Source organism: Acidovorax sp. 107 (assembly GCF_003058055.1).
GTDB lineage: Bacteria > Pseudomonadota > Gammaproteobacteria > Burkholderiales > Burkholderiaceae_C > Acidovorax.
Genome location: NZ_QBTZ01000001.1, coordinates 3555411 through 3573985, shown reverse-complemented (window position 1 = coordinate 3573985; position 18575 = coordinate 3555411). Strand labels below are relative to the sequence as shown.

The following is an 18575-nucleotide window of genomic DNA, read 5'->3' as shown; positions in this document are numbered from 1 at the left end:
AATAAAGTAGTTTGTTGAGCTGCTTACACAGCAGCGGCGCCAGCCACGATTTCCGAAAGTTCTTTCGTGATCGCTGCCTGGCGCGTCTTGTTGTAGACCAGCTTCAACTCGCCAATGACGCTGCCGGCGTTGTCGGTGGCGGCCTTCATGGCCACCATGCGTGCCGACTGCTCGGACGCCATGTTTTCCGCAACGGCCTGGTAAATCAGGGACTCGACATAGCGGACCAGCAGATCGTCGATCACGGTCTGCGCATCGGGCTCATAGATGTAGTCCCAGCCGTGTTCCGTCTTCTCAGCCTGCATCTGCTCGGAGGACAGGGGAAGCAGCTGCTCCACCACCGATTCCTGCTTCATGGTGTTGATGAACTTGGTGTAGCTCAGGTACACCGCGTTGATCTTGCCTTCCGCGTAAGCATCGAGCAACACCTTCACCGGGCCAATCAGCTTGTCCAGGTGGGGGGTGTCGCCCAGGCCCGTCACGTGCGAAACCACCTTGGCGCCCACACGGTTCAGGAAACCCAGGCCCTTGTTGCCAATCGCCACGGCTTCGGTCGAGACGCCAGCACCTTGCAGTTCACGCAGCTTGGTCGTCACGGCACGCAGCACGTTGGTGTTCATGCCACCGCACAGACCCTTGTCTGTCGTGATGACGATGACGCCAGCGGTCTTGGCATCGTTCACCTTCATGAACGGATGCACGTACTCCGGGTTGGCCTTGCCGAGGTTGGCTGCAATGTTGCGGATCTTCTCGCTGTATGGACGGGCAGCCCGCATCCGGTCCTGCGCCTTGCGCATTTTGGATGCGGCCACCATTTCCATGGCTTTGGTGATCTTCTTGGTGTTTTCCACCGATTTGATCTTGCCGCGTATTTCCTTGCCTGCTGCCATGATGGCTCCTCGTCCGGTTTAAGCGAACGACTTCTTGAACGCGGCGATCGCTGCGGTCAATTCGGCTTCTGCGTCCTTGTCCATGGCCTTGGCCTGTTCCAGCTTGGCCAGCAAAGCGGCGTGGCTGGTCTTCAGGAACTGGTGCAGGCCGTGTTCGAAGTCGAGCACCTTCTTGACATCGATGTCGTCCATGAAGCCCTTGTTCACAGCGAACAGCGTGGCGCCCATCAGCGAGATGGACAGCGGGCTGTACTGCGCCTGCTTGAGCAGTTCTGTCACGCGGGCACCGCGGTCCAGCTGCTTGCGGGTGGCTTCGTCCAGGTCGGAAGCGAACTGCGCGAACGCAGCCAGTTCACGGTACTGGGCCAGGTCGGTACGGATACCGCCGGACAGGTTCTTCACCAGCTTGGTCTGGGCAGCACCACCGACGCGCGACACCGAGATACCGGCGTTGATGGCGGGGCGGATACCGGCGTTGAACAGGCTGGTTTCCAGGAAGATCTGACCGTCGGTGATCGAGATCACGTTGGTAGGCACGAAGGCGGACACGTCGCCAGCCTGCGTTTCGATAATCGGCAGTGCGGTCAGCGAACCGGTCTTGCCCTTGACTTCACCCTTGGTGAAGGCTTCGACGTAGTCGGCGTTCACGCGGGCTGCGCGCTCGAGCAGACGGCTGTGGAGATAGAACACGTCGCCAGGATAGGCTTCGCGGCCTGGTGGACGGCGCAGCAGCAGCGACACTTGACGGTAAGCAACGGCTTGCTTGGACAGGTCGTCGTACACGATCAGAGCGTCTTCGCCGCGGTCGCGGAAGTATTCGCCCATCGTGCAACCCGAGTAGGCCGACACGTACTGCATGGCTGCCGATTCGGAAGCCGATGCGGCCACCACAATCGTGTACTCCATGGCACCGGCTTGTTCCAGTGCGCGCACCACGTTCTTGATCGACGAAGCCTTCTGGCCGATGGCGACGTAGATGCAGGTCACGCCCTGGCCCTTCTGGGCGATGATGGCGTCGATGGCAACGGCCGTCTTGCCGGTCTGGCGGTCACCAATGATCAGCTCGCGCTGGCCACGGCCCACGGGCACCATCGAGTCGATGGACTTCAGGCCGGTCTGCAGGGGTTGGTCCACGGACTTACGGGCGATCACGCCCGGAGCGACCTTTTCGATCACGTCGGTGAGCTTGGCGTTGATGGGACCCTTGCCGTCGATCGGCTGGCCCAGTGCGTTCACCACGCGGCCGACCAGCTCTGGACCGACAGGCACTTCCAGAATGCGGCCCGTGCACTTGACGGTGTCGCCTTCGGAAATGTGCTCGTACTCGCCCAGAATCACGGCGCCCACGGAGTCGCGCTCCAGGTTCAGCGCCAGGCCGTAGGAAGGCTGGCCGTCCTTGGTAGCGGGGAACTCGAGCATTTCGCCCTGCATCACGTCCGACAGGCCATGAACGCGCACGATACCGTCAGACACGGACACCACGGTGCCCTGGTTGCGGATATCGCTGCTGGCTGCCAGACCTTCGATGCGGCTCTTGATGAGTTCAGAAATTTCTGCGGGATTGAGTTGCATGACTCTTTCCTTCTTTCTTTGGTTCGCTGTCCTCGCCGCGCATTACGCGACGAGGGCCGCTTTCATTTGTTCAAGACGGGCCTTGACCGAAGTGTCCAGCACCTCGTCACCCACCACTACGCGAATACCACCGATCAGGGACTCATCCTGCTGTACAGCGAGGTTGAGCTTGCGGCCGAAGCGCTTTTCCAGCGCCGCGCTGACCTGGGACAGTGCAGCACCGTCCATCGGAAATGCGCTGTACACCACGGCATCCGAAGATCCGTTGCGACGATTCACGAGGGCACGAAACTGCGCAGCCACTTCCGGGAGCGCATCAATGCGTCCGCTGTCGATGACTGTGCGCAGGAAATTTTTGGCCATGTCCGGCAGGGCCGAGCGAGCGACCCCGGTGAATACGGCGAACACCTGGTCTGCCGTCACCTTGGGGTTGTCCGCCAACTGGCGCAGCTGGGGGTTGGCGGCAATCGCCGCCAGTTCGTCCATCCAGGCAGCGGTGCTGCCCAGATCGACGCCCGCGCCCGCAGTGGCAGCCTTGAACAAGGCATCAGCGTAAGGGCGGGCAATGGTGGCGAGTTCAGCCATGTGTGTCCCCTTACAGCTCGGTCTTCAGGCGGTTGAGCAGGTCGGCATGAACGCCAGCGTTGACCTCCTTGCGGAGAATCTGCTCAGCGCCCTTGACGGCCAGCGCTGCCACCTGCTCACGCAGGGCTTCGCGGGCTTGGACCGTCTGCTGCTCGGCCTCGGCGCGGGCAGCAGCAACAATCTTGTTGCCTTCCTCTGTGGCGCGGGCCTTGGCTTCTTCGATGATGGCCTGGGCACGACGGTCGGCGTCCGCAAGACGCGAGGCCGTCTCGTTGCGCGCCTGCGACAGTTCCTTTTCAACGCGCTGGTTGGCAGCGGTCAGTTCGGATTTGGCACGGTCGGCAGCTGCGAGGCCATCGGCGATTTTCTGGGCTCGTTCATCCAGAGCCTTCGCGATCGGAGGCCACACGAATTTCATCGTGAACCACACGAGGATCAGGAAGACGATGGCCTGAACGAACAGGGTCGCATTGATACTCACGGCAACACCTTTCTAAAGTGGCGTTGAACGGGACTTACTTGGGCAGGTTGGCCAAGAGCGTAGAAACGAAGGGGTTGGCGAAAGCGAACAGCAGAGCGATAGCCACGCCGATCAGGAACGCAGCGTCGATCAGACCAGCCAAGATGAACATCTTGGTTTGCAGTTCGTTGATCAGTTCAGGCTGACGTGCCGAGGATTCGAGGAACTTGCCACCCATCAGGGCGATGCCGATGGAAGCGCCGATAGCGCCCAGACCAACGATCAGACCACAAGCCAGAGCGACGAGACCGAGAATGTTTTCCATGATGACTCCTGAGTTAAAAAAGAAAAGTTAAGGAAAGAAAAAACGAAAGGGAAACTTAGTGCGCGTTGTGCGCCTGACCAAGGTAGATCAGCGCAAGCATCATGAAGATGAAGGCTTGCAGCGAGATCACCAGAATGTGGAACAGCGTCCAGATGGTGCCAGCGATGACGTGGCCCACAGGCAGCAGCACACCCGACAGCGACAGGGCCGCAGCACCACCCATGAGGGCGATGAGCATGAACACCAGCTCGCCAGCGTACATGTTGCCAAACAACCGCATGCCGTGGGACACGGTGTTGGCAACATATTCAATGATCTGCATGAGCAGATTTACTACGCCCAGGATCAGGGCGAAGATGGGATTCTTGCTGGTGCCGAAAGGAGCAGACACCAGTTCGTGCGCCCAGCCACCAGCGCCCTTGATCTTGACGCTGTACCAGAAGCGCAGGATCAGAATGGCAAAAGCGAGGCCCAGGGTCGTGGACAGGTCGGCCGTGGGCACGACACGCAGATAGGCATGGTGAGGGTCATGGCCGGCGGCGCCATAGATCTGCGCCCAGACGGCAGGCAGCAGGTCCACAGGCAGCATGTCCATGAAGTTCATCAGAAAGATCCAGACGAACACCGTCAGGCCCAGGGGAGCGATGAACTTGCGGCTTTCAGCGTTGTGGATGTTGGCCTTGGCTTGGTTGTCCACCATCTCGACCAGCATTTCCACCGCCGCCTGGAAGCGGCCTGGCACACCAGAGGTTGCCTTACGGGCAGCTGACCACAGAATCAAAAGGGTGAGGGCACCCAGAACCAAACCCACGATGATCGAGTCATAGTTGATGACGGTGAAATCAACAATCTTGGTCTGGTTGATGTTTTGAAGATGCTGCAGGTGGTGAACGATGTATTCACTTGCAGTCGGAGCGTGCGCTTCTGCGGCCATCGGACAACTCTTCTCTCTATCAATCGGTTTTTCGGACACCGGGCCGCACCAAAAGCGCCACCCAGTACGTTTTCATTGCGACCACCATGCCAATCAGCAAGGCAATCCAGCTCAAGCCCGGCACCAGCCGAGGTGCCGCCGCCAGCAGCGCCACCGTCAACATGATCTTGGCGATTTCCCACCCAAAGAACCCCACCATGGCGGCCCGCGGATTGGATGACGCCCTGTGGCGCAACACACCGCGGGCGAACAGTGCAGCCGGAGCCACCACTGCCAGGGCGCCATAGGCTGCAGACCAGCCCACCACCGCCCTACCCGTCAGAACCCAGGCCACCAGGGCCACCAGCATTCCGACCAGCGCCTGACCTGCCACCACCTTCCACACCGAAAGGGGCGGATGGCGACTGCGCCACTGCTGCGCCTCTTGGGCCGTCAGGGGCTTGAAGTCAGATTCTTCAGCCTCAGTTTCAGTCTCTGGCGGGATTGTTTTCATTGATGAATGACGCCCGCGTTACAGACCGCAACTTTTACAAAGCCTCTAATTATAAGTAAAAACCCATGGCTCTAGACAAAAACCCGCAAACGCGCCCGGAGCCATCGAGCGCGCATGCACTGTTGTGGTGACCAGCCAACGGCTGAAGCGCCTCACAAAGCACGAACAACGCACCGATCTGGCGCGCGATGAACACCCTGCCCAAAACCCCTCCGCGCCCCCCAGGCGCACAATGACAGCGCCCTGTCAGCTATTGAATCCGCAGCATCCCACCCACCGAACTCCACCATGACATCCTCCAGTCCGCCACCCGCCAATGGCCTTGACACACACACCACCGATCCGCGCAAAGACTCGCTGATCGAATACCCCTCCAAGTTCCCGATCAAAGTCATGGGCGCCAAGGTGGACGGGTTCGTGCATGCCATCACCGAACTGGCCCACCAGTTCGACCCCACTTTCGACGCCGCCACCATTGAACTGCGCGACAGCCGCGCGGGCAATTACCTCGGAGTAACCATCACCATCACGGCGACCAGCCGCGAGCAGTTGGATAACCTGTACCGCGCGCTGTCCTCGCACCCCCTGGTGAAAGTGGTGCTGTAACCGCCCCCTGCAGATTGCGCCATGACGATTGACATCCGCCTGCTGGGCCGCGTGGACTACGCCGGCACCGTGCAAGCCATGCAGGACTTCACAGCCACCCGCACGCCCTCGGACGCGGATGCGCTGTGGATTTGCGAGCACACCCCGCTGTACACGCAGGGCATTGCAGGCAAAAGCGATCACCTGCTCCACCCAGGCGACATACCCGTGATCGCCACCAACCGAGGGGGGCAGGTCACTTTCCACGGCCCGGGCCAGGTCGTTGCCTACCCGCTGATCGACCTGCAGCGTGCGGGCTATTTCGTCAAGGAATACGTCTACCGCGTTGAAGAGGCCGTGATCCGTACGCTGGCGCACTTCGGTATCACCGGCCACCGGGTCGCTGGCGCACCCGGTATTTATGTGCGCCTGGATGACCCACAAAGCCACGCCATGCTGCCCCAGCGCCCCCAAAAACGCATGGGCCCTGAGGTGCCAGCGCCTGATTTCGAAGGCCTGGGCAAGATCGCAGCGCTCGGCATCAAGGTCAGCCGGCACTGCACTTACCACGGCGTGGCGCTGAACGTGGACATGGACCTGGAGCCCTACGGCCGCATCAACCCTTGCGGTTACGCAGGATTGAAAACGGTGGACCTTTCTACAATCGGGGTCCACACCACCTGGGAAGAAGCCGCGCAGGTGCTGGGCCAGCAGCTCAGCATCCGGTTGGCTCCCTGAACTCTGCCTACTGCCATGAGCACCCCTGAAGTCGTCCGCGAAGCGCAATCCACCGAAGCCTACAACCCGCTGGCCAAGCAAAAGGCTGCGGCCAAGTTGTCGCGCATTCCGATCAAGGTGGAGCAAGGCGAAGTGCTCAAGAAGCCCGAGTGGATCCGCGTGAAGGCGGGCAGCCCCACCACGCGCTTCTACGAGATCAAGGACATCCTGCGCGAGCACAAGCTGCACACCGTGTGCGAAGAAGCGTCATGCCCCAACATTGGCGAGTGCTTTGGCAAGGGCACGGCCACCTTCATGATCATGGGCGACAAATGCACCCGCCGCTGCCCATTCTGTGACGTGGGCCACGGCCGCCCCGACCCGCTCGACAAGGACGAGCCGCTGAACCTCGCCAAGACGATTGCCGCGCTCAAGCTCAAGTACGTGGTGATCACCAGCGTGGACCGCGACGACCTGCGCGACGGCGGCAGCGGCCACTTTGTGGAATGCATCCAGAACATCCGCGAGCTGTCGCCCCAAACGCAAATTGAAATTCTGGTGCCGGACTTCCGCGGCCGCGATGACCGCGCGCTCGAAATTTTGAAGGCGGCGCCTCCGGACGTGATGAACCACAACCTGGAGACCGCACCCCGCCTGTACAAGGAAGCGCGTCCCGGTTCGGACTACCAGTTCAGCCTGAATCTGCTGAAAAAGTTCAAGGCGCTGCACCCCAACGTGCCGACCAAGAGCGGCATCATGGTCGGCCTGGGCGAGACGGACGAAGAGATCCTGCAGGTGATGCGCGACATGCGCGAGCACAACATCGACATGCTGACCATCGGCCAGTACCTGGCACCCAGCAACAGCCACCTGCCCGTGCGCCGCTACGTACACCCTGACACCTTCAAGATGTTCGAGGAAGAAGCCTACAAGATGGGCTTCAGCCACGCTGCCGTGGGTGCCATGGTGCGCAGCAGCTACCACGCCGACCAGCAGGCGCACGCGGCCGGCGTGTAAGCCCGCTCTCCGCCACGACGCGACCATCGCCATGGACAACACCGGCTCGCTCTCGCTGCGCCGGTACGGCCCCTCCCCCGGCAGCCACAGCCACGACCACTTCCAGGTGCTGCTGGGCCTGGCTGGTGCTCTGGAGCTGGAGATCGACGGGCGCGGCATGCGTGTCCCCACCGGTGGCGGCTGCGTTATTGCGCCGGGTGCGCACCACGACTTCGAGGCCACTGGCGGCAGCCTTTGCCTGGTGCTGGACAGCGGCGACATGGGCTGGAGGCACTGCACCGGCCCCGCACTGCAGACCACCCCACCCCCCCCTGCGCTCACCCTGGCCCGGTATCTTGCCAGCGCCCTGCAACAGGGTCGCCCTCTGGCCCTGGCCCACGGGCCCGCGCTGCTGCTGGAGGCCTGGTTGCAGCCCCTTCCCCACTCCACCCCAGGGTCGGCCCCGGCGGATGCCGGCGCACGCCGCCGCACCATCGACTGGGCAGCGCTGCGCCAATGGGCCGCCTTGCAGTGGCACCGGCCGCTGTCGGTGGCGGACATTGCGCAGCAGGTCCACCTGAGTCCGAGCCAGTTCGCCGCCCGCTGCCGCGACGAGCAGGGCCAGGGCGCCATGGCCTGGCTGCGCAGTCAACGACTGGAACACGCCCAGTTGCTGCGCTCGGGCGGCATGCCCGTGGCAGAGGTGGCCCGGCGCACAGGCTACCGTTCGCCGTCGGCCCTGACGGCCGCCCTTCGCCGCGGCTGACCGGTCACACCCTGACCTGTTCCAAGACCGCAGGATGGCGACGACCGACCATCGTTGCGCGATGCCTGGCACGTTTACAGTGCGCCCATGCAAGCCAACCTCTATGCCCTGGGCGCCATTGCGCTATGGGCTTCTCTCGCTTCACTGGGGGTGTCCCTCACCCACATTCCGCCCTTCCTGCTCACGGGGATCGCGCTCATCATCGGCAGCGTGCCGGCCTGGCCGTTTGTGCTGCGTGACCCGTCGCAGTGGCGCATCCCGCTGCGCACGCTGGCCTTGGGCGTGTACGGCCTGTTTGCGTACCACTTCCTGCTGTTCATCGCGCTGCGCCATGCGCCTCCGGTCGAGGCCAACCTGGTCAACTACCTGTGGCCGCTGTTCATCGTGGTGCTCTCACCTGTGGTGCTGCCCGGCGTGGCCCTGCGCCTGCCGCATGTGCTGGCGGCACTGCTGGGTTTTGGGGGTGCGGCCATCGCCATTGCAGGCGGGCGCGAGCTGAGCGGGGCGCTGGCCTGGGGTTATCTGCCCGCGCTGGCGGCGGCCTTCATCTGGGCCACCTACTCGCTCCTGACCAAGCGCGTGGCGGCCTTCCCGACCACGGCCATTGGCCTGTTCGGACTGGTGTCGGGCGTGCTGTCGCTGCTGTGCCATGCGCTCCTGGAGCCCGCCGTCGCGCTGCAGCCGCGCGACTGGGGGCTGCTGGCCGTGCTGGGCCTGGGGCCTCTGGGGGCGTCGTTTTTCATGTGGGACAAGGCGCTCAAGCTGGGGGACGCGCGGCACATCGGCATCCTGAGCTACATCACGCCGCTGGCGTCCACCGCGCTGTTGATTCTGGTGAGCGGACGCACCTTCACCTGGAGCATTGCGCTGGCCACGGTGATGATCATCAGCGCGGCCGTGATGGGGATGCGGGCGCGCTGACGCACAAAACTCGACCAAATCGCCCGATAGCGCCCGATTAATATGCCTTAGCAGCTATCAATTTTGAAGTAATCAACGACCTTCATGCCGTCAGCAGCACGGCAGGCTCGTCGCCTTCCAGCACCTGCTGCGCCCAGGGCGCGAGCTTGCGCGTGTCGGCGCGCAGCACTTCCTGCTTGACGGCCAGGATCTGCGCGGGGTGCATGGAGAAACTGCGCAGGCCCAGGCCCAGCAGCAGCCGCGTCATGCTGACGTCGCCCGCCGTCTCACCGCACACGCACACGCTCTTGCCCTGGCGCTCGCCCTCGGCGATCACATCGCTTACCAGGCGCAGCACGGCGGGGTGCAGCGGGTCGTACAGGTGGGCCACAGCCTCGTCGGCACGATCAATGGCCAGGGTGTACTGGATCAGGTCGTTGGTGCCGATCGAGAGGAAGTCGAAATACTTGAGGAAGGTGCGCACCATGAGCGCGGCGGCGGGCACCTCGATCATCGCGCCCAGCTGCACCGGGCCGTAGGGCTCGCCACGCGTATCCAGCTCGCCCCGGGCCAGATCGACCTGCGCGAGGGTCTGCTGGATCTCGTGCGTGTGGGCCAGCATGGGGAACAGCAGGTTGACCTTGCCATGCGCCGCCGCACGCAGCACGGCGCGCAGCTGGGTGCGGAACATGGCGGGGTCGGCCAGGCTCCAGCGGATGGCGCGCAGACCCAGCGCGGGGTTCAGGTAACCGTCCTTGTGGCTCTTGTGGTCGAGCGGCTTGTCCGCTCCCACATCGATGGTGCGAATGGTGACGGGCAGGCCCTGCATGCCATCGATGGCCTCGCAGTAGGCGCGGTACTGCGCGTCTTCACCCGGCAGGTTGCCCGTTTTGCCCATGAACAAGAATTCGCTGCGGAACAGCCCCACGCCCACCGCCCCGGCGCGCACGGCCGCGGCGGCATCACCCGGTTGCTCGATGTTGGCCAGCAGCTCGATCTTGTGGCCGTCGATGGTGATGGCGGGTGTGTGGCGCAGGCGCGCCAGGCGCTCGCGCTCCAGCTCGACCTGGCGCTGGCGAAATCCGTATTCGGCCAGGATGATGGGCGACGGATCGACGATGACCACGCCCGCATCGCCGTCGATGATGACCCAGTCGTCCTGCCGCACCAACTGGCTGGCGGCGCGCGCGCCCACCACGGCGGGGATGTCCATGCTGCGCGCAACGATGGCGGTGTGGCTGGTCTTGCCGCCCACATCGGTCACAAAGCCCGCGAACACGCTTTGCTTGAACTGCAGCATGTCGGCGGGTGAGAGGTCGTGCGCCACGAGCACCAGCGGCACATCCACCGTGTCGTCCAGCAGCAGGTCCTGCTGCGTCTTGCGGCGCGGGCTGCTTGCCGGGGGCGCCACGGGGCTGGCCACGCCCTTCATGTAGCGCAGGATGCGCTCCACCACCTGCTCCAGGTCGGCCTTGCGCTCGCGCAGGTACTCGTCCTCCATCTCGTCGAACTGGCGCGCGATGACTTCGAGCTGGGTGGTGAGCGCCCACTCGGCGTTGTAAAGGCGCTCGGTGATCCAGTGCTTGACGCCGCCGGTGAGGGCCTCATCCTGCAGCAGCATCAGGTGCACATCCAGCAGCGCGGTCAGCTCGTGCGGCGCGTCGGCGGGCATGTCGGTCTGCAGGCGTTGCAGCTCCTCGACCACGGCATTGCGGCCCTGGCGCACGCGCTCGATCTCGCCCTCGACCTGCTCTGGCTCCACAAAATAGTGCGCCACGTCCACGCGGCTCGACGCCACCAGCACGGCCCGGCCAATGGCGATGCCGCGTGCAACTGCGAGGCCGTGGACGGAGAAGGTCATGGTGGTGTCATCAAGGGTTCAAGGGGGCTGGCGGGGCTGGCGGGGTTGGCAGGCTCACTCACCCTCGCCAAATTTGTCGGCAATCAGCGCCAGCAGAGCGTCCATGGCCTCCTGCTCGCGGTCGCCGCTCGTTTCCAGCTCCACCTCAGAGCCCAGGCCGGCGGCCAGCATCATCACGCCCATGATGCTCTTGGCGTTGATGCGGCGCTCGCCCTTGCTCATGAAAACGTCACACGGAAAGCTGCCGGCCAGCTTGGTGAGCTTGGCCGATGCGCGGGCGTGCAGGCCCAGTTTATTGCTGATGGTCGTACGGGTCTTGATCATGTCGGTTACGGCGGTTCTGGTTCTGCGGTGCGGAAATGGCCACCTGCATAACCCCTTGGGTGCCCCCCACGACGGCGCGGGTCACCACGGAGTCGAGCGGCTCGGCCCGGTAGCTCACGGCGCGAAGCAGCATGGGCAGGTTGACGCCCGTCACCAGGCGCGAGCGCACGCCATCCACCAGGCGCTGCGCCACATTGCAGGGCGTGGCGCCAAACACATCGGTCAGCACCAGAGTAGTGTCGGTGCCCAGCTGGTCCAGCATGATGCGCGCCTGGGCCAGCGATTCTTCGGGGGGCTGGTTGGGCTGCACATCGAGCGCAGCCACGCTGCTGCCGCAGTCGGCAAAGACATGCAATGCGCATTCACGCAGCGCGTGGGCCAGCGGGGCGTGGGCAATGATGAGGATGCTGGTGGGGGTCATGGTCACGACTTACGCCACACCGGGCAGCAACGAAGGGCCGGCGAGGAAGGCACTGCCGGTGGTTGCATCGATGTTTGCGCAGGTCTTCATGGTGTGGGGATGGGCAGCACATTATGGCGCCGCCCCCGCAGCAGGAACCACGCGTAGGCGCTCGCGTTGCATGCCAGGTACACCGCCATGGCTGCCTGGAACGCCGGCACGGTGGCCAGCCCGGCGGCATCGAAGGCGTCCACCGCGAGGCCAATGCCCCACTGCACCACAAACACGCCTGCAAAAATCACGAGGTTGTAGGCCGACAGCGCGCGCCCCGCCAGCGCCTGCGGAAACGCCATGGCCACGGCAGGCTGCGACAGCGACACGAAGGTGCACGACACGCAGAACAACGCCCAGGCGCCGCCCCCGGCCTGGGGCCCCGCCAGGATGATGCCCAGCAACACCACGAGGCACAGCGGCAGGCCCATGGCCATCAACCGATCGGCACCAAACCCCTTGCGCAGCAGCCACGGGTTGACCATGCCCCAGGTCCAGAAGGTGCACAACATGGAGATGTTGATCCAGAACAGGCCCGTGGCCGACTCCAGGGCGGTGTAGCCCGCCACGCGCTGCATCCACGGCCCCGCCCACAGGGTCTGCATGGCCACCATGCCGCCATAGCAAAAGAAACCCAGCGGGGCGAGGCGCTGAAAATACGGGTCTCGCCACACCACGCCATAGCCCTGGGGCGCTTCGGCCGTTCCGGCCTGTGCCGTGGGCGATGCCGCGCCTGCGGCCGCCCAACGCGGCACCCAGACAGCGATGACCCCCATGGCCACCGCAATCAGTACCGCCAGCCCCCAGAACAGCGGGCGCCAGCCCACCAGCGGCAGCGCCCACTGCACAGGCAGCGTGGACGCCACCATGCCCAATGAGCCCGTCATCAGCATCCACGAGTTCGCCCGCATCTGGGCCAAGGGCTCCAGCCAACGGCGGTAGCCCGTGAGGGGCGCCATCAGACACGCGCTGACACCTGCGCCACACAACACCCGTCCCGCGAGCAGGCCCGAAAACCCCGTGGCCGCCGAAAACACCAGGCTGCCTATCACGGCCACGCCCAGAAACCCCAGAGCAACCCTCTTGGGGCCATGGCGGTCCAGCCAGGTGCCCAAAGGCAGCTGTGTGGCCGCAAAGCCCAGAAAGTACCCACCCGCGAGCAGCCCCAGGTCACGCGCATGCAGCGAGAACTCCTGGGCCAGCGTCGGGGCCAGGGTGGCGGTAACCGCGCGCACCAGCGCCGACAGAAAGTACGCAAACGCAAACGCCAGAAAGGCAACGACGGCGGCCCGCCGGGGCAACACGCTGCCGCTCATGGCAGCGCCAGGCCGGCAAAGAACTGGTCGGCCACATCAGGCCGTGGCTTGGCGGTGTAGACCACGGCGTGGTACAGCCGCACCTGCGGCCCTGCAGCACGCGCAAACCACACGGCCTGCGCCGTGACCGCGCTGCCATCGGGGCGCTGGCCCTGGGCCACCGTGCGCACCGATTGCGGCAAGGGCAAGGTGCCGCGTGGCGCGTAGGGAACATCTTTGGCCCCCGCCTGCGCCCCTGCGCCCAGACGCGCCAGCATGGCCGTGCGCCAGTGGGTGAGCGCCGCGCCCGCCTGGGCGGGGTCGGCCAACGCAGCGTGGGACACCGCAAAGGTCGCACCATCGGCGTCGCAGCCCACCATGGACAGCTCCACCGGTGCACCGGCTAGCTCCACGGTGCGGGTGGCCTGGTCGGGTTTGCACGGCAGGGTGACGGTCAGGTCTGCCTCGGGCAGCGGCACGGTGCGCCAGTTCAGCGCGGGGCTGCAACCCGCGATCAGAAGGGCTGCAGCCCCGGTCAATGTCCATTTCATCAGGGCATTATCGACAGGGCGGCTGTTGTCGGCAGTCCAGCGCGTTTTACGGCGAACTTTTCAGGATGAATCGAATCCAGCACGGGTGTCGTAGGCGTTTCGGTGCGGTGGATGGGCCAGTCCGGCACAATGCGGGGTGGGGCGCAACAGGCCCTCCGGGTCTTTTTTGGATGGATGGTGAAGTCATGGCGATCAAACATTGGGCAGCAGGTGTGGCGGTGGCAGCGTTTGCCGCTGTGGGCGCCTATGTGTACCTGGACACGGGCCGCACCGAAGCGCCTGCATCAACCTTCGTGCTGCTGGATGGCTCCAGCAAATCCACCGCCGACCTGAAAGGCAAGGTCACCCTGGTCAATTTCTGGGCCACCAGCTGCACCACCTGTGTGGCCGAAATGCCTGAAATCATCGCCACCTACAACAAGTACAACAACAAAGGCTTTGACACCCTGGCCGTGGCCATGAGCTACGACCCGCCCAGCTACGTGGTGAACTTTGCCGAGACGCGCAAGCTGCCCTTCCAGGTAGCCATCGACAACACCGGCAACGTGGCCAAGGCCTGGGGCGATGTGCGCCTGACGCCGTCCACCTTCATCGTGAACAAACGGGGCGAGATCGTGAAGACCTATGTGGGTGCGCCCAACTTCCCGGAACTGCACCAGTTGATCGAGAAGCTGTTGGCGGAGACCTGACGGGCCGCGCAGATCCTCTGCCCCAAAACCCGCCGCGAACATACAAGAGGCCAATTTCGAGAGAAATTGGCCTCTTGTGCTAGTGGAATCTGTTCTTATTGCTACGTAAAGCATAGCAACTACAACCTCCCCTGCTCCCTGATTCACTTTGTGCGGGCGTTGTCGCGGCGGGCCTTGCAGGCGCCTGCGGTAACAGGAAAAAGCGGGTTGGGGTTGCCTAAGGAATCCATCCAGGGGCCGCAAGTTTGACGGACTCTGCTTGCGGCTCTTCGGCAAAAGTCCGGAGCCTGGGCTGCTTGGCCATGGGGGTCACCGCATTGATGCTTTTCGGCCTCTCTTTGGCCTCAAAAGGCAGACGGCCGTTGGCCATGGAGCGCATCCCGCTGGGCACATGCCGAGGTTCGTGTTGCCGGCGACACCGGTGCGCTGAGCGAAGTCGCTACACTGGCGGCTCCGTCGTTTGCATGCCCCGCGCTTTGGACAAGCCCTCTATCTCCCTGAGAACCCCCGCCTCGGCCGCCGAGTGGGACACGGTCAGAGACATTTTTCGCGAGTACGCCAGCACGCTGGGCGTGGATCTGTGTTTTCAGGACTTTGAGTCCGAACTGGCACAGTTGCCTGGCGACTACGCTGAACCCCGTGGCGCCCTGCTGGTCGCAGAAGTCGAAGGCGCGCTGGCCGGCTGTTGCGCCCTGCGCCCGCTGGACAACGCCGATTACCCTAATGCCAGCGAAATGAAGCGGCTGTACGTGCGCAAGGCGTTTCGGGGCTTTGGCCTGGGCCGCGAGCTGGCCGAAGCCATGCTGGACCGGGCGCGGCAGGCGGGGTACGCCTGCGTGTTGCTCGACACCCTGGATGACATGGAGTCGGCCCGCGCGCTGTACACCGATCTGGGCTTCGAAGAAATCCCGCCCTACTACCACAACCCCATACCCGGGGCACATTACCTCAAGGTCGATATTTTTTGACCACTTGAGGCGCTAGCGCAGGATGCACATGCGCTAGCAGCTATTAATTCAATAGCGATCAGCAGCGCATCACGCAGCCTTGGCCTGGGCCAGCAGGGTGTCCGCGTCGCTCACTTCAAACTTGCCAGGCGCTTCGACATTGAGCGTCACCACCTTGCCATCGCGCACCAGCATGGAATAGCGGTTGCTGCGCAGGCCCATGCCCTTGGAGGTCAGGTCCAGGGTGAGGCCCGTGGCTTGTGCGAAGGCGGCGCTGCCGTCGCCCAGCATGCGCACCTTGCCATCGGTCTTCTGGTCGCGGGCCCAGGCACCCATCACGAACGCATCGTTCACGCTCACGCACCAGATCTCATCCACACCAGCCGCCTTGAACTCGGCAGCCTTCTCCACATAGCCAGGCACGTGCTTGGCCGAGCAGGTGGGCGTGAAGGCACCAGGCAAGGCAAACAGGGCAATCGTCTTGCCCGCCGTGGCCTTGTCCACCGCCACGGGATTCGGGCCGATGCTGCAGCCTTCGCCCTCGACTTCGGAATATTCCATCAGCGTGGCTGCGGGCAGGGTATCACCGACTTTGATCATTGTTTTCTCCTAGGGATGTTGGGATGGGCTGTTGGAAACCCGAGAACGCCATGCCTCGGGACGCTCCTTCTGGACACTGTGCCGTGCACCGTGCGCATAAAAAAAAGGAGGCCCACAAAGCAAAACGACCCACATTGTGGGTCGTTTTGAAGGGCCTTGCTGCCCAGGGGTTTGCGCCCCCGGAACAGGCATGGACAGCTGCTTACAGCAGGCCGGCCTTTTGCACCAAGCGGGTAGCCACCCAATTCTTGGTCTTGGAGAGCGGACGGCTTTCGGTGATTTCGATCACGTCGCCCAGCTTGTATTCGCCATTTTCGTCATGGGCGTGGTACTTGCTCGACTTCGCAACGATCTTGCCGTAGAGCTCGTGCTTCACACGACGCTCGACCAGCACGGTCACAGTCTTTTGACGCTTGTCGCTGACCACCTTGCCAATCAAGGTGCGCTTGAGGGATTTTTTAGGTTCCGTCATATGGGCTCCTTACTTGGCGGCTTGCTTTTCAGCAAGGATGGTCTTGGCACGTGCGATATCACGGCGGGTGGTGCGCAGCGTGTTGGTGTTACCCAGTTGCTGCGTAGCCTTTTGCATGCGCAGGCCGAAATGGGCCTTTTGCAGCGCCTTGATTTCGGATTCGATGCCGGCAACGTCTTTTTGGCGCAGTTCAGTAGCTTTGGTCATTTTCATGGTCTCCTGAATTACGCGCCGAGGTGACGGCTGACGAACGTGGTGCGCAGCGGCAGCTTGGCAGCAGCCAGGCGGAACGCTTCGCGGGCCAGTTCTTCGGGCACACCAACGATTTCGAACACGATCTTGCCGGGCTGGATTTCGGCCACGTAGTACTCGGGGTTGCCCTTACCGTTACCCATACGCACTTCTGCGGGCTTGGTAGAGATTGGCTTGTCCGGGAACACGCGGATCCAGATACGGCCGCCACGCTTGACGTGACGGGAAATCGCACGGCGTGCAGCTTCGATCTGGCGGGCCGTCAGACGGCCACGATCGGTGCACTTCAGACCGAAATCACCGAAGGCAACGGAGGCACCCCGCGTTGCGACGCCAGTGTTACGGCCCTTTTGCTCCTTGCGGTATTTACGGCGAGCAGGTTGCAGCATCTTTATTCTCCTTTACCGTCCGCTGCTGTAGCGGGCGCGGCGACCTTGCGTACGCGCTTAACGGCATTGTTATCAGCGCCACCAGCTTCCGCTGGCTTGTCGCTGCCGTCGGCCGGAGCGGTGTTGCCACCGACAGGACGACGTGGGCCACGGCCTGCGCCTGGACGATCGCCACCTGGGCGGCCATCACGACGTGGACCGCGTGGGCGGCGCTCTTCGTCTGGACGAGGGGTTTCCACCGCTGGCAGGTCGTTACGACCCAGCGTGTCGCCCTTGTAGACCCAGACCTTGACGCCGATCACACCGTAGGTGGTCTTGGCTTCAGAGGTACCGTAGTCGATGTCCGCACGCAGCGTGTGAAGTGGCACGCGGCCTTCACGGTACCACTCGCAACGAGCGATTTCGATACCGTTCAGACGGCCGGACGACATGATCTTGATGCCCTGGGCACCCAGACGCATGGCGTTCTGCATGGCGCGCTTCATGGCGCGGCGGAACATGATCCGCTTTTCGAGCTGTTGCGTGATGCTGTCGGCGATCAGCTTGGCATCGATTTCAGGCTTGCGCACTTCTTCGATGTTCACTGCGACGGGCACGCCCAGACGCGACGCGAGTTCCTTCTTCAGGTTCTCGATGTCTTCGCCCTTCTTGCCGATCACCACACCAGGACGTGCCGAGTAAATGGTGATGCGGGCGTTCTTGGCAGGACGCTCGATCAGGATACGCGACACAGCCGCGTTCTTGAGCTTGGCCTTCAGGTACTCACGCACCTTGATGTCTTCGGCCAGCATGCCCGCGAAATCACGGTTGCTGGCGTACCAACGGCTGGACCAGTTGCGGCTGACCGCAAGGCGGAAGCCGGTAGGATGGATTTTCTGTCCCATAGTCTTCCCGAGCCTTTAGTTGCCAACCGTCACGTACACATGGCACGTGGGCTTGCTGATGCGGTTGCCGCGGCCTTTGGCGCGCGCGGTGAAGCGCTTGAGCGTGGTGCCTTGTTCGACGTAGATGGTCTTGACCTTCAGTTCGTCGATGTCAGCGCCATCGTTGTGTTCGGCGTTGGCGATGGCCGACTCCAGAACCTTCTTGACGATTCCCGCAGCTTTTTTCTGCGTGAAGTTCAGGATGTTCAGAGCCTGGTCCACCTTCTTGCCGCGGATCAGATCGGCGACCAGACGGCCCTTGTCGACCGACAGACGGACGCCCCGGAGGACTGCACGTGTTTCAGACATGGTCGTTCCTTACTTCTTCGCTTTTTTGTCAGCGGGGTGACCCTTGAAGGTGCGCGTCAGGGCGAATTCGCCCAGCTTGTGGCCCACCATCTGGTCGGTGACATAGACAGGTACGTGCTGCTTGCCGTTGTGCACGGCAATGGTCAGACCGATGAACTCGGGCAGAACCATGGAGCGACGCGACCAGGTCTTGACTGGTTTCTTGTCCTTGGTGGCGACGGCCTTTTCGACCTTGGCCAGCAAGTGATGGTCAACAAATGGACCCTTTTTAAGAGAGCGAGTCATCTGT

26 protein-coding genes are annotated in these 18575 nt (G+C 63.2%); 7 read left to right on the top strand and 19 right to left on the bottom strand.

Annotated features, from left to right (window positions below):
* Positions 1–23: 23 nt before the first annotated feature.
* The 7 genes from atpG to C8C99_RS16675 are packed head-to-tail and all read right to left on the bottom strand — an operon-like array spanning position 24 to position 5259.
* Entirely contained in the window at positions 24–890 is an 867-nt protein-coding gene (gene atpG, locus C8C99_RS16705; protein WP_056642768.1) for a F0F1 ATP synthase subunit gamma, read from the bottom strand.
* Between the two features lie 18 nt (positions 891–908).
* Entirely contained in the window at positions 909–2462 is a 1554-nt protein-coding gene (gene atpA, locus C8C99_RS16700; RefSeq protein WP_056642771.1) for a F0F1 ATP synthase subunit alpha, read from the bottom strand.
* A 42-nt stretch (positions 2463–2504) separates the two neighbouring features.
* On the bottom strand, positions 2505–3047 hold the full coding sequence (locus C8C99_RS16695) for a F0F1 ATP synthase subunit delta (RefSeq protein WP_108626358.1): 543 nt from the start codon (positions 3045–3047) through the stop codon (positions 2505–2507).
* Between the two features lie 10 nt (positions 3048–3057).
* Positions 3058–3528 carry a F0F1 ATP synthase subunit B gene (locus tag C8C99_RS16690; RefSeq protein WP_056058864.1) on the bottom strand — a complete coding sequence of 157 codons (471 nt, stop codon included), beginning with the start codon at positions 3526–3528 and terminating at the stop codon, positions 3058–3060.
* A gap of 34 nt (positions 3529–3562) precedes the next feature.
* Positions 3563–3832: a F0F1 ATP synthase subunit C gene (gene atpE, locus C8C99_RS16685; protein WP_015012210.1), complete on the bottom strand. Its 270-nt coding sequence runs from the start codon at positions 3830–3832 to the stop codon at positions 3563–3565.
* A gap of 55 nt (positions 3833–3887) precedes the next feature.
* Positions 3888–4766, bottom strand: a complete 879-nt coding sequence (gene atpB / locus C8C99_RS16680; RefSeq protein ID WP_056642777.1) for a F0F1 ATP synthase subunit A — start codon at positions 4764–4766, stop codon at positions 3888–3890.
* A gap of 19 nt (positions 4767–4785) precedes the next feature.
* Positions 4786–5259: an ATP synthase subunit I gene (locus tag C8C99_RS16675; RefSeq protein WP_108626357.1), complete on the bottom strand. Its 474-nt coding sequence runs from the start codon at positions 5257–5259 to the stop codon at positions 4786–4788.
* A 288-nt stretch (positions 5260–5547) separates the two neighbouring features.
* Here C8C99_RS16675 and C8C99_RS24060 point away from each other — a divergent pair, with 288 nt between their 5' ends.
* From C8C99_RS24060 to C8C99_RS16655, 5 genes are all read left to right on the top strand, one after another.
* The gene (locus C8C99_RS24060; protein WP_056642785.1) at positions 5548–5865 is read left to right on the top strand and encodes a YbeD family protein; all 318 of its coding nucleotides are present in this window, start codon (positions 5548–5550) and stop codon (positions 5863–5865) included.
* Between the two features lie 21 nt (positions 5866–5886).
* On the top strand, positions 5887–6582 hold the full coding sequence (gene lipB, locus C8C99_RS16670; protein ID WP_199226443.1) for a lipoyl(octanoyl) transferase LipB: 696 nt from the start codon (positions 5887–5889) through the stop codon (positions 6580–6582).
* A 15-nt stretch (positions 6583–6597) separates the two neighbouring features.
* Entirely contained in the window at positions 6598–7578 is a 981-nt protein-coding gene (lipA, locus tag C8C99_RS16665) for a lipoyl synthase (protein ID WP_015012205.1), read from the top strand.
* A gap of 31 nt (positions 7579–7609) precedes the next feature.
* Positions 7610–8323: an AraC family transcriptional regulator gene (locus C8C99_RS16660; protein ID WP_108626356.1), complete on the top strand. Its 714-nt coding sequence runs from the start codon at positions 7610–7612 to the stop codon at positions 8321–8323.
* 87 nt (positions 8324–8410) lie between these two features.
* Complete coding sequence (locus C8C99_RS16655; protein ID WP_108626355.1) at positions 8411–9244, top strand: DMT family transporter; 834 nt, start codon at positions 8411–8413, stop codon at positions 9242–9244.
* 82 nt (positions 9245–9326) lie between these two features.
* On the opposite strand, the gene ptsP is transcribed toward C8C99_RS16655, so the two are convergent.
* From ptsP to C8C99_RS16630, 5 genes are all read right to left on the bottom strand, one after another.
* On the bottom strand, positions 9327–11084 hold the full coding sequence (gene ptsP / locus C8C99_RS16650) for a phosphoenolpyruvate--protein phosphotransferase (RefSeq protein WP_108626354.1): 1758 nt from the start codon (positions 11082–11084) through the stop codon (positions 9327–9329).
* A gap of 54 nt (positions 11085–11138) precedes the next feature.
* Positions 11139–11408 carry an HPr family phosphocarrier protein gene (locus C8C99_RS16645; RefSeq protein ID WP_015012201.1) on the bottom strand — a complete coding sequence of 90 codons (270 nt, stop codon included), beginning with the start codon at positions 11406–11408 and terminating at the stop codon, positions 11139–11141.
* Positions 11377–11829: a PTS sugar transporter subunit IIA gene (locus C8C99_RS16640; protein WP_056642796.1), complete on the bottom strand. Its 453-nt coding sequence runs from the start codon at positions 11827–11829 to the stop codon at positions 11377–11379. Before C8C99_RS16640 ends, C8C99_RS16645 begins: the two co-directional genes overlap by 32 nt.
* Before the next feature lie 86 nt (positions 11830–11915).
* Entirely contained in the window at positions 11916–13175 is a 1260-nt protein-coding gene (locus C8C99_RS16635; protein WP_108626353.1) for an MFS transporter, read from the bottom strand.
* Positions 13172–13705: a hypothetical protein gene (locus C8C99_RS16630; protein ID WP_108626352.1), complete on the bottom strand. Its 534-nt coding sequence runs from the start codon at positions 13703–13705 to the stop codon at positions 13172–13174. Before C8C99_RS16630 ends, C8C99_RS16635 begins: the two co-directional genes overlap by 4 nt.
* A 185-nt stretch (positions 13706–13890) precedes the next feature.
* On the opposite strand from C8C99_RS16630, the gene C8C99_RS16625 reads away from it, so the two are divergent.
* Together C8C99_RS16625 and C8C99_RS16620 are read left to right on the top strand one after the other, a co-directional pair.
* Positions 13891–14394, top strand: a complete 504-nt coding sequence (locus tag C8C99_RS16625; protein ID WP_108627212.1) for a TlpA disulfide reductase family protein — start codon at positions 13891–13893, stop codon at positions 14392–14394.
* Positions 14395–14858: 464 nt separating this feature from the next.
* Positions 14859–15362 carry a GNAT family N-acetyltransferase gene (locus C8C99_RS16620; RefSeq protein WP_369818058.1) on the top strand — a complete coding sequence of 168 codons (504 nt, stop codon included), beginning with the start codon at positions 14859–14861 and terminating at the stop codon, positions 15360–15362.
* A 69-nt stretch (positions 15363–15431) separates the two neighbouring features.
* On the opposite strand, the gene C8C99_RS16615 is transcribed toward C8C99_RS16620, so the two are convergent.
* The 7 genes from C8C99_RS16615 to rpsS form a co-directional block, all read right to left on the bottom strand.
* The gene (locus tag C8C99_RS16615) at positions 15432–15941 is read right to left on the bottom strand and encodes a peroxiredoxin (protein WP_015012193.1); all 510 of its coding nucleotides are present in this window, start codon (positions 15939–15941) and stop codon (positions 15432–15434) included.
* A 202-nt stretch (positions 15942–16143) separates the two neighbouring features.
* Positions 16144–16413, bottom strand: coding sequence for a 30S ribosomal protein S17 (rpsQ, locus tag C8C99_RS16610; RefSeq protein WP_056058906.1), 270 nt, complete (start codon positions 16411–16413; stop codon positions 16144–16146).
* Positions 16414–16422: 9 nt separating this feature from the next.
* The gene (gene rpmC, locus C8C99_RS16605) at positions 16423–16620 is read right to left on the bottom strand and encodes a 50S ribosomal protein L29 (RefSeq protein WP_056642807.1); all 198 of its coding nucleotides are present in this window, start codon (positions 16618–16620) and stop codon (positions 16423–16425) included.
* 17 nt (positions 16621–16637) lie between these two features.
* Complete coding sequence (rplP, locus tag C8C99_RS16600; RefSeq protein WP_015012190.1) at positions 16638–17054, bottom strand: 50S ribosomal protein L16; 417 nt, start codon at positions 17052–17054, stop codon at positions 16638–16640.
* Between the two features lie 2 nt (positions 17055–17056).
* Positions 17057–17938: a 30S ribosomal protein S3 gene (rpsC, locus tag C8C99_RS16595; RefSeq protein ID WP_015012189.1), complete on the bottom strand. Its 882-nt coding sequence runs from the start codon at positions 17936–17938 to the stop codon at positions 17057–17059.
* Positions 17939–17953: 15 nt separating this feature from the next.
* Positions 17954–18286 carry a 50S ribosomal protein L22 gene (gene rplV / locus C8C99_RS16590; RefSeq protein WP_007847806.1) on the bottom strand — a complete coding sequence of 111 codons (333 nt, stop codon included), beginning with the start codon at positions 18284–18286 and terminating at the stop codon, positions 17954–17956.
* A gap of 9 nt (positions 18287–18295) precedes the next feature.
* Entirely contained in the window at positions 18296–18571 is a 276-nt protein-coding gene (gene rpsS, locus C8C99_RS16585) for a 30S ribosomal protein S19 (protein ID WP_010467177.1), read from the bottom strand.
* Between the last annotated feature and the right edge of the window lie 4 nt (positions 18572–18575).

Coding starts and splice junctions, on each gene's coding strand:
- atpG (WP_056642768.1), bottom strand. CDS start 890: ATGGCAGCAGGCAAGGAAATACGCGGCAAGATCAAATCGGTGGAAAAC.
- atpA (WP_056642771.1), bottom strand. CDS start 2,462: ATGCAACTCAATCCCGCAGAAATTTCTGAACTCATCAAGAGCCGCATC.
- C8C99_RS16695 (WP_108626358.1), bottom strand. CDS start 3,047: ATGGCTGAACTCGCCACCATTGCCCGCCCTTACGCTGATGCCTTGTTC.
- atpE (WP_015012210.1), bottom strand. CDS start 3,832: ATGGAAAACATTCTCGGTCTCGTCGCTCTGGCTTGTGGTCTGATCGTT.
- atpB (WP_056642777.1), bottom strand. CDS start 4,766: ATGGCCGCAGAAGCGCACGCTCCGACTGCAAGTGAATACATCGTTCAC.
- C8C99_RS16675 (WP_108626357.1), bottom strand. CDS start 5,259: ATGAAAACAATCCCGCCAGAGACTGAAACTGAGGCTGAAGAATCTGAC.
- C8C99_RS24060 (WP_056642785.1), top strand. CDS start 5,548: ATGACATCCTCCAGTCCGCCACCCGCCAATGGCCTTGACACACACACC.
- lipB (WP_199226443.1), top strand. CDS start 5,887: ATGACGATTGACATCCGCCTGCTGGGCCGCGTGGACTACGCCGGCACC.
- lipA (WP_015012205.1), top strand. CDS start 6,598: ATGAGCACCCCTGAAGTCGTCCGCGAAGCGCAATCCACCGAAGCCTAC.
- C8C99_RS16660 (WP_108626356.1), top strand. CDS start 7,610: ATGGACAACACCGGCTCGCTCTCGCTGCGCCGGTACGGCCCCTCCCCC.
- C8C99_RS16655 (WP_108626355.1), top strand. CDS start 8,411: ATGCAAGCCAACCTCTATGCCCTGGGCGCCATTGCGCTATGGGCTTCT.
- ptsP (WP_108626354.1), bottom strand. CDS start 11,084: ATGACCTTCTCCGTCCACGGCCTCGCAGTTGCACGCGGCATCGCCATT.
- C8C99_RS16645 (WP_015012201.1), bottom strand. CDS start 11,408: ATGATCAAGACCCGTACGACCATCAGCAATAAACTGGGCCTGCACGCC.
- C8C99_RS16640 (WP_056642796.1), bottom strand. CDS start 11,829: ATGACCCCCACCAGCATCCTCATCATTGCCCACGCCCCGCTGGCCCAC.
- C8C99_RS16635 (WP_108626353.1), bottom strand. CDS start 13,175: ATGAGCGGCAGCGTGTTGCCCCGGCGGGCCGCCGTCGTTGCCTTTCTG.
- C8C99_RS16630 (WP_108626352.1), bottom strand. CDS start 13,705: ATGAAATGGACATTGACCGGGGCTGCAGCCCTTCTGATCGCGGGTTGC.
- C8C99_RS16625 (WP_108627212.1), top strand. CDS start 13,891: ATGGCGATCAAACATTGGGCAGCAGGTGTGGCGGTGGCAGCGTTTGCC.
- C8C99_RS16620 (WP_369818058.1), top strand. CDS start 14,859: ATGCCCCGCGCTTTGGACAAGCCCTCTATCTCCCTGAGAACCCCCGCC.
- C8C99_RS16615 (WP_015012193.1), bottom strand. CDS start 15,941: ATGATCAAAGTCGGTGATACCCTGCCCGCAGCCACGCTGATGGAATAT.
- rpsQ (WP_056058906.1), bottom strand. CDS start 16,413: ATGACGGAACCTAAAAAATCCCTCAAGCGCACCTTGATTGGCAAGGTG.
- rpmC (WP_056642807.1), bottom strand. CDS start 16,620: ATGACCAAAGCTACTGAACTGCGCCAAAAAGACGTTGCCGGCATCGAA.
- rplP (WP_015012190.1), bottom strand. CDS start 17,054: ATGCTGCAACCTGCTCGCCGTAAATACCGCAAGGAGCAAAAGGGCCGT.
- rpsC (WP_015012189.1), bottom strand. CDS start 17,938: ATGGGACAGAAAATCCATCCTACCGGCTTCCGCCTTGCGGTCAGCCGC.
- rplV (WP_007847806.1), bottom strand. CDS start 18,286: ATGTCTGAAACACGTGCAGTCCTCCGGGGCGTCCGTCTGTCGGTCGAC.
- rpsS (WP_010467177.1), bottom strand. CDS start 18,571: ATGACTCGCTCTCTTAAAAAGGGTCCATTTGTTGACCATCACTTGCTG.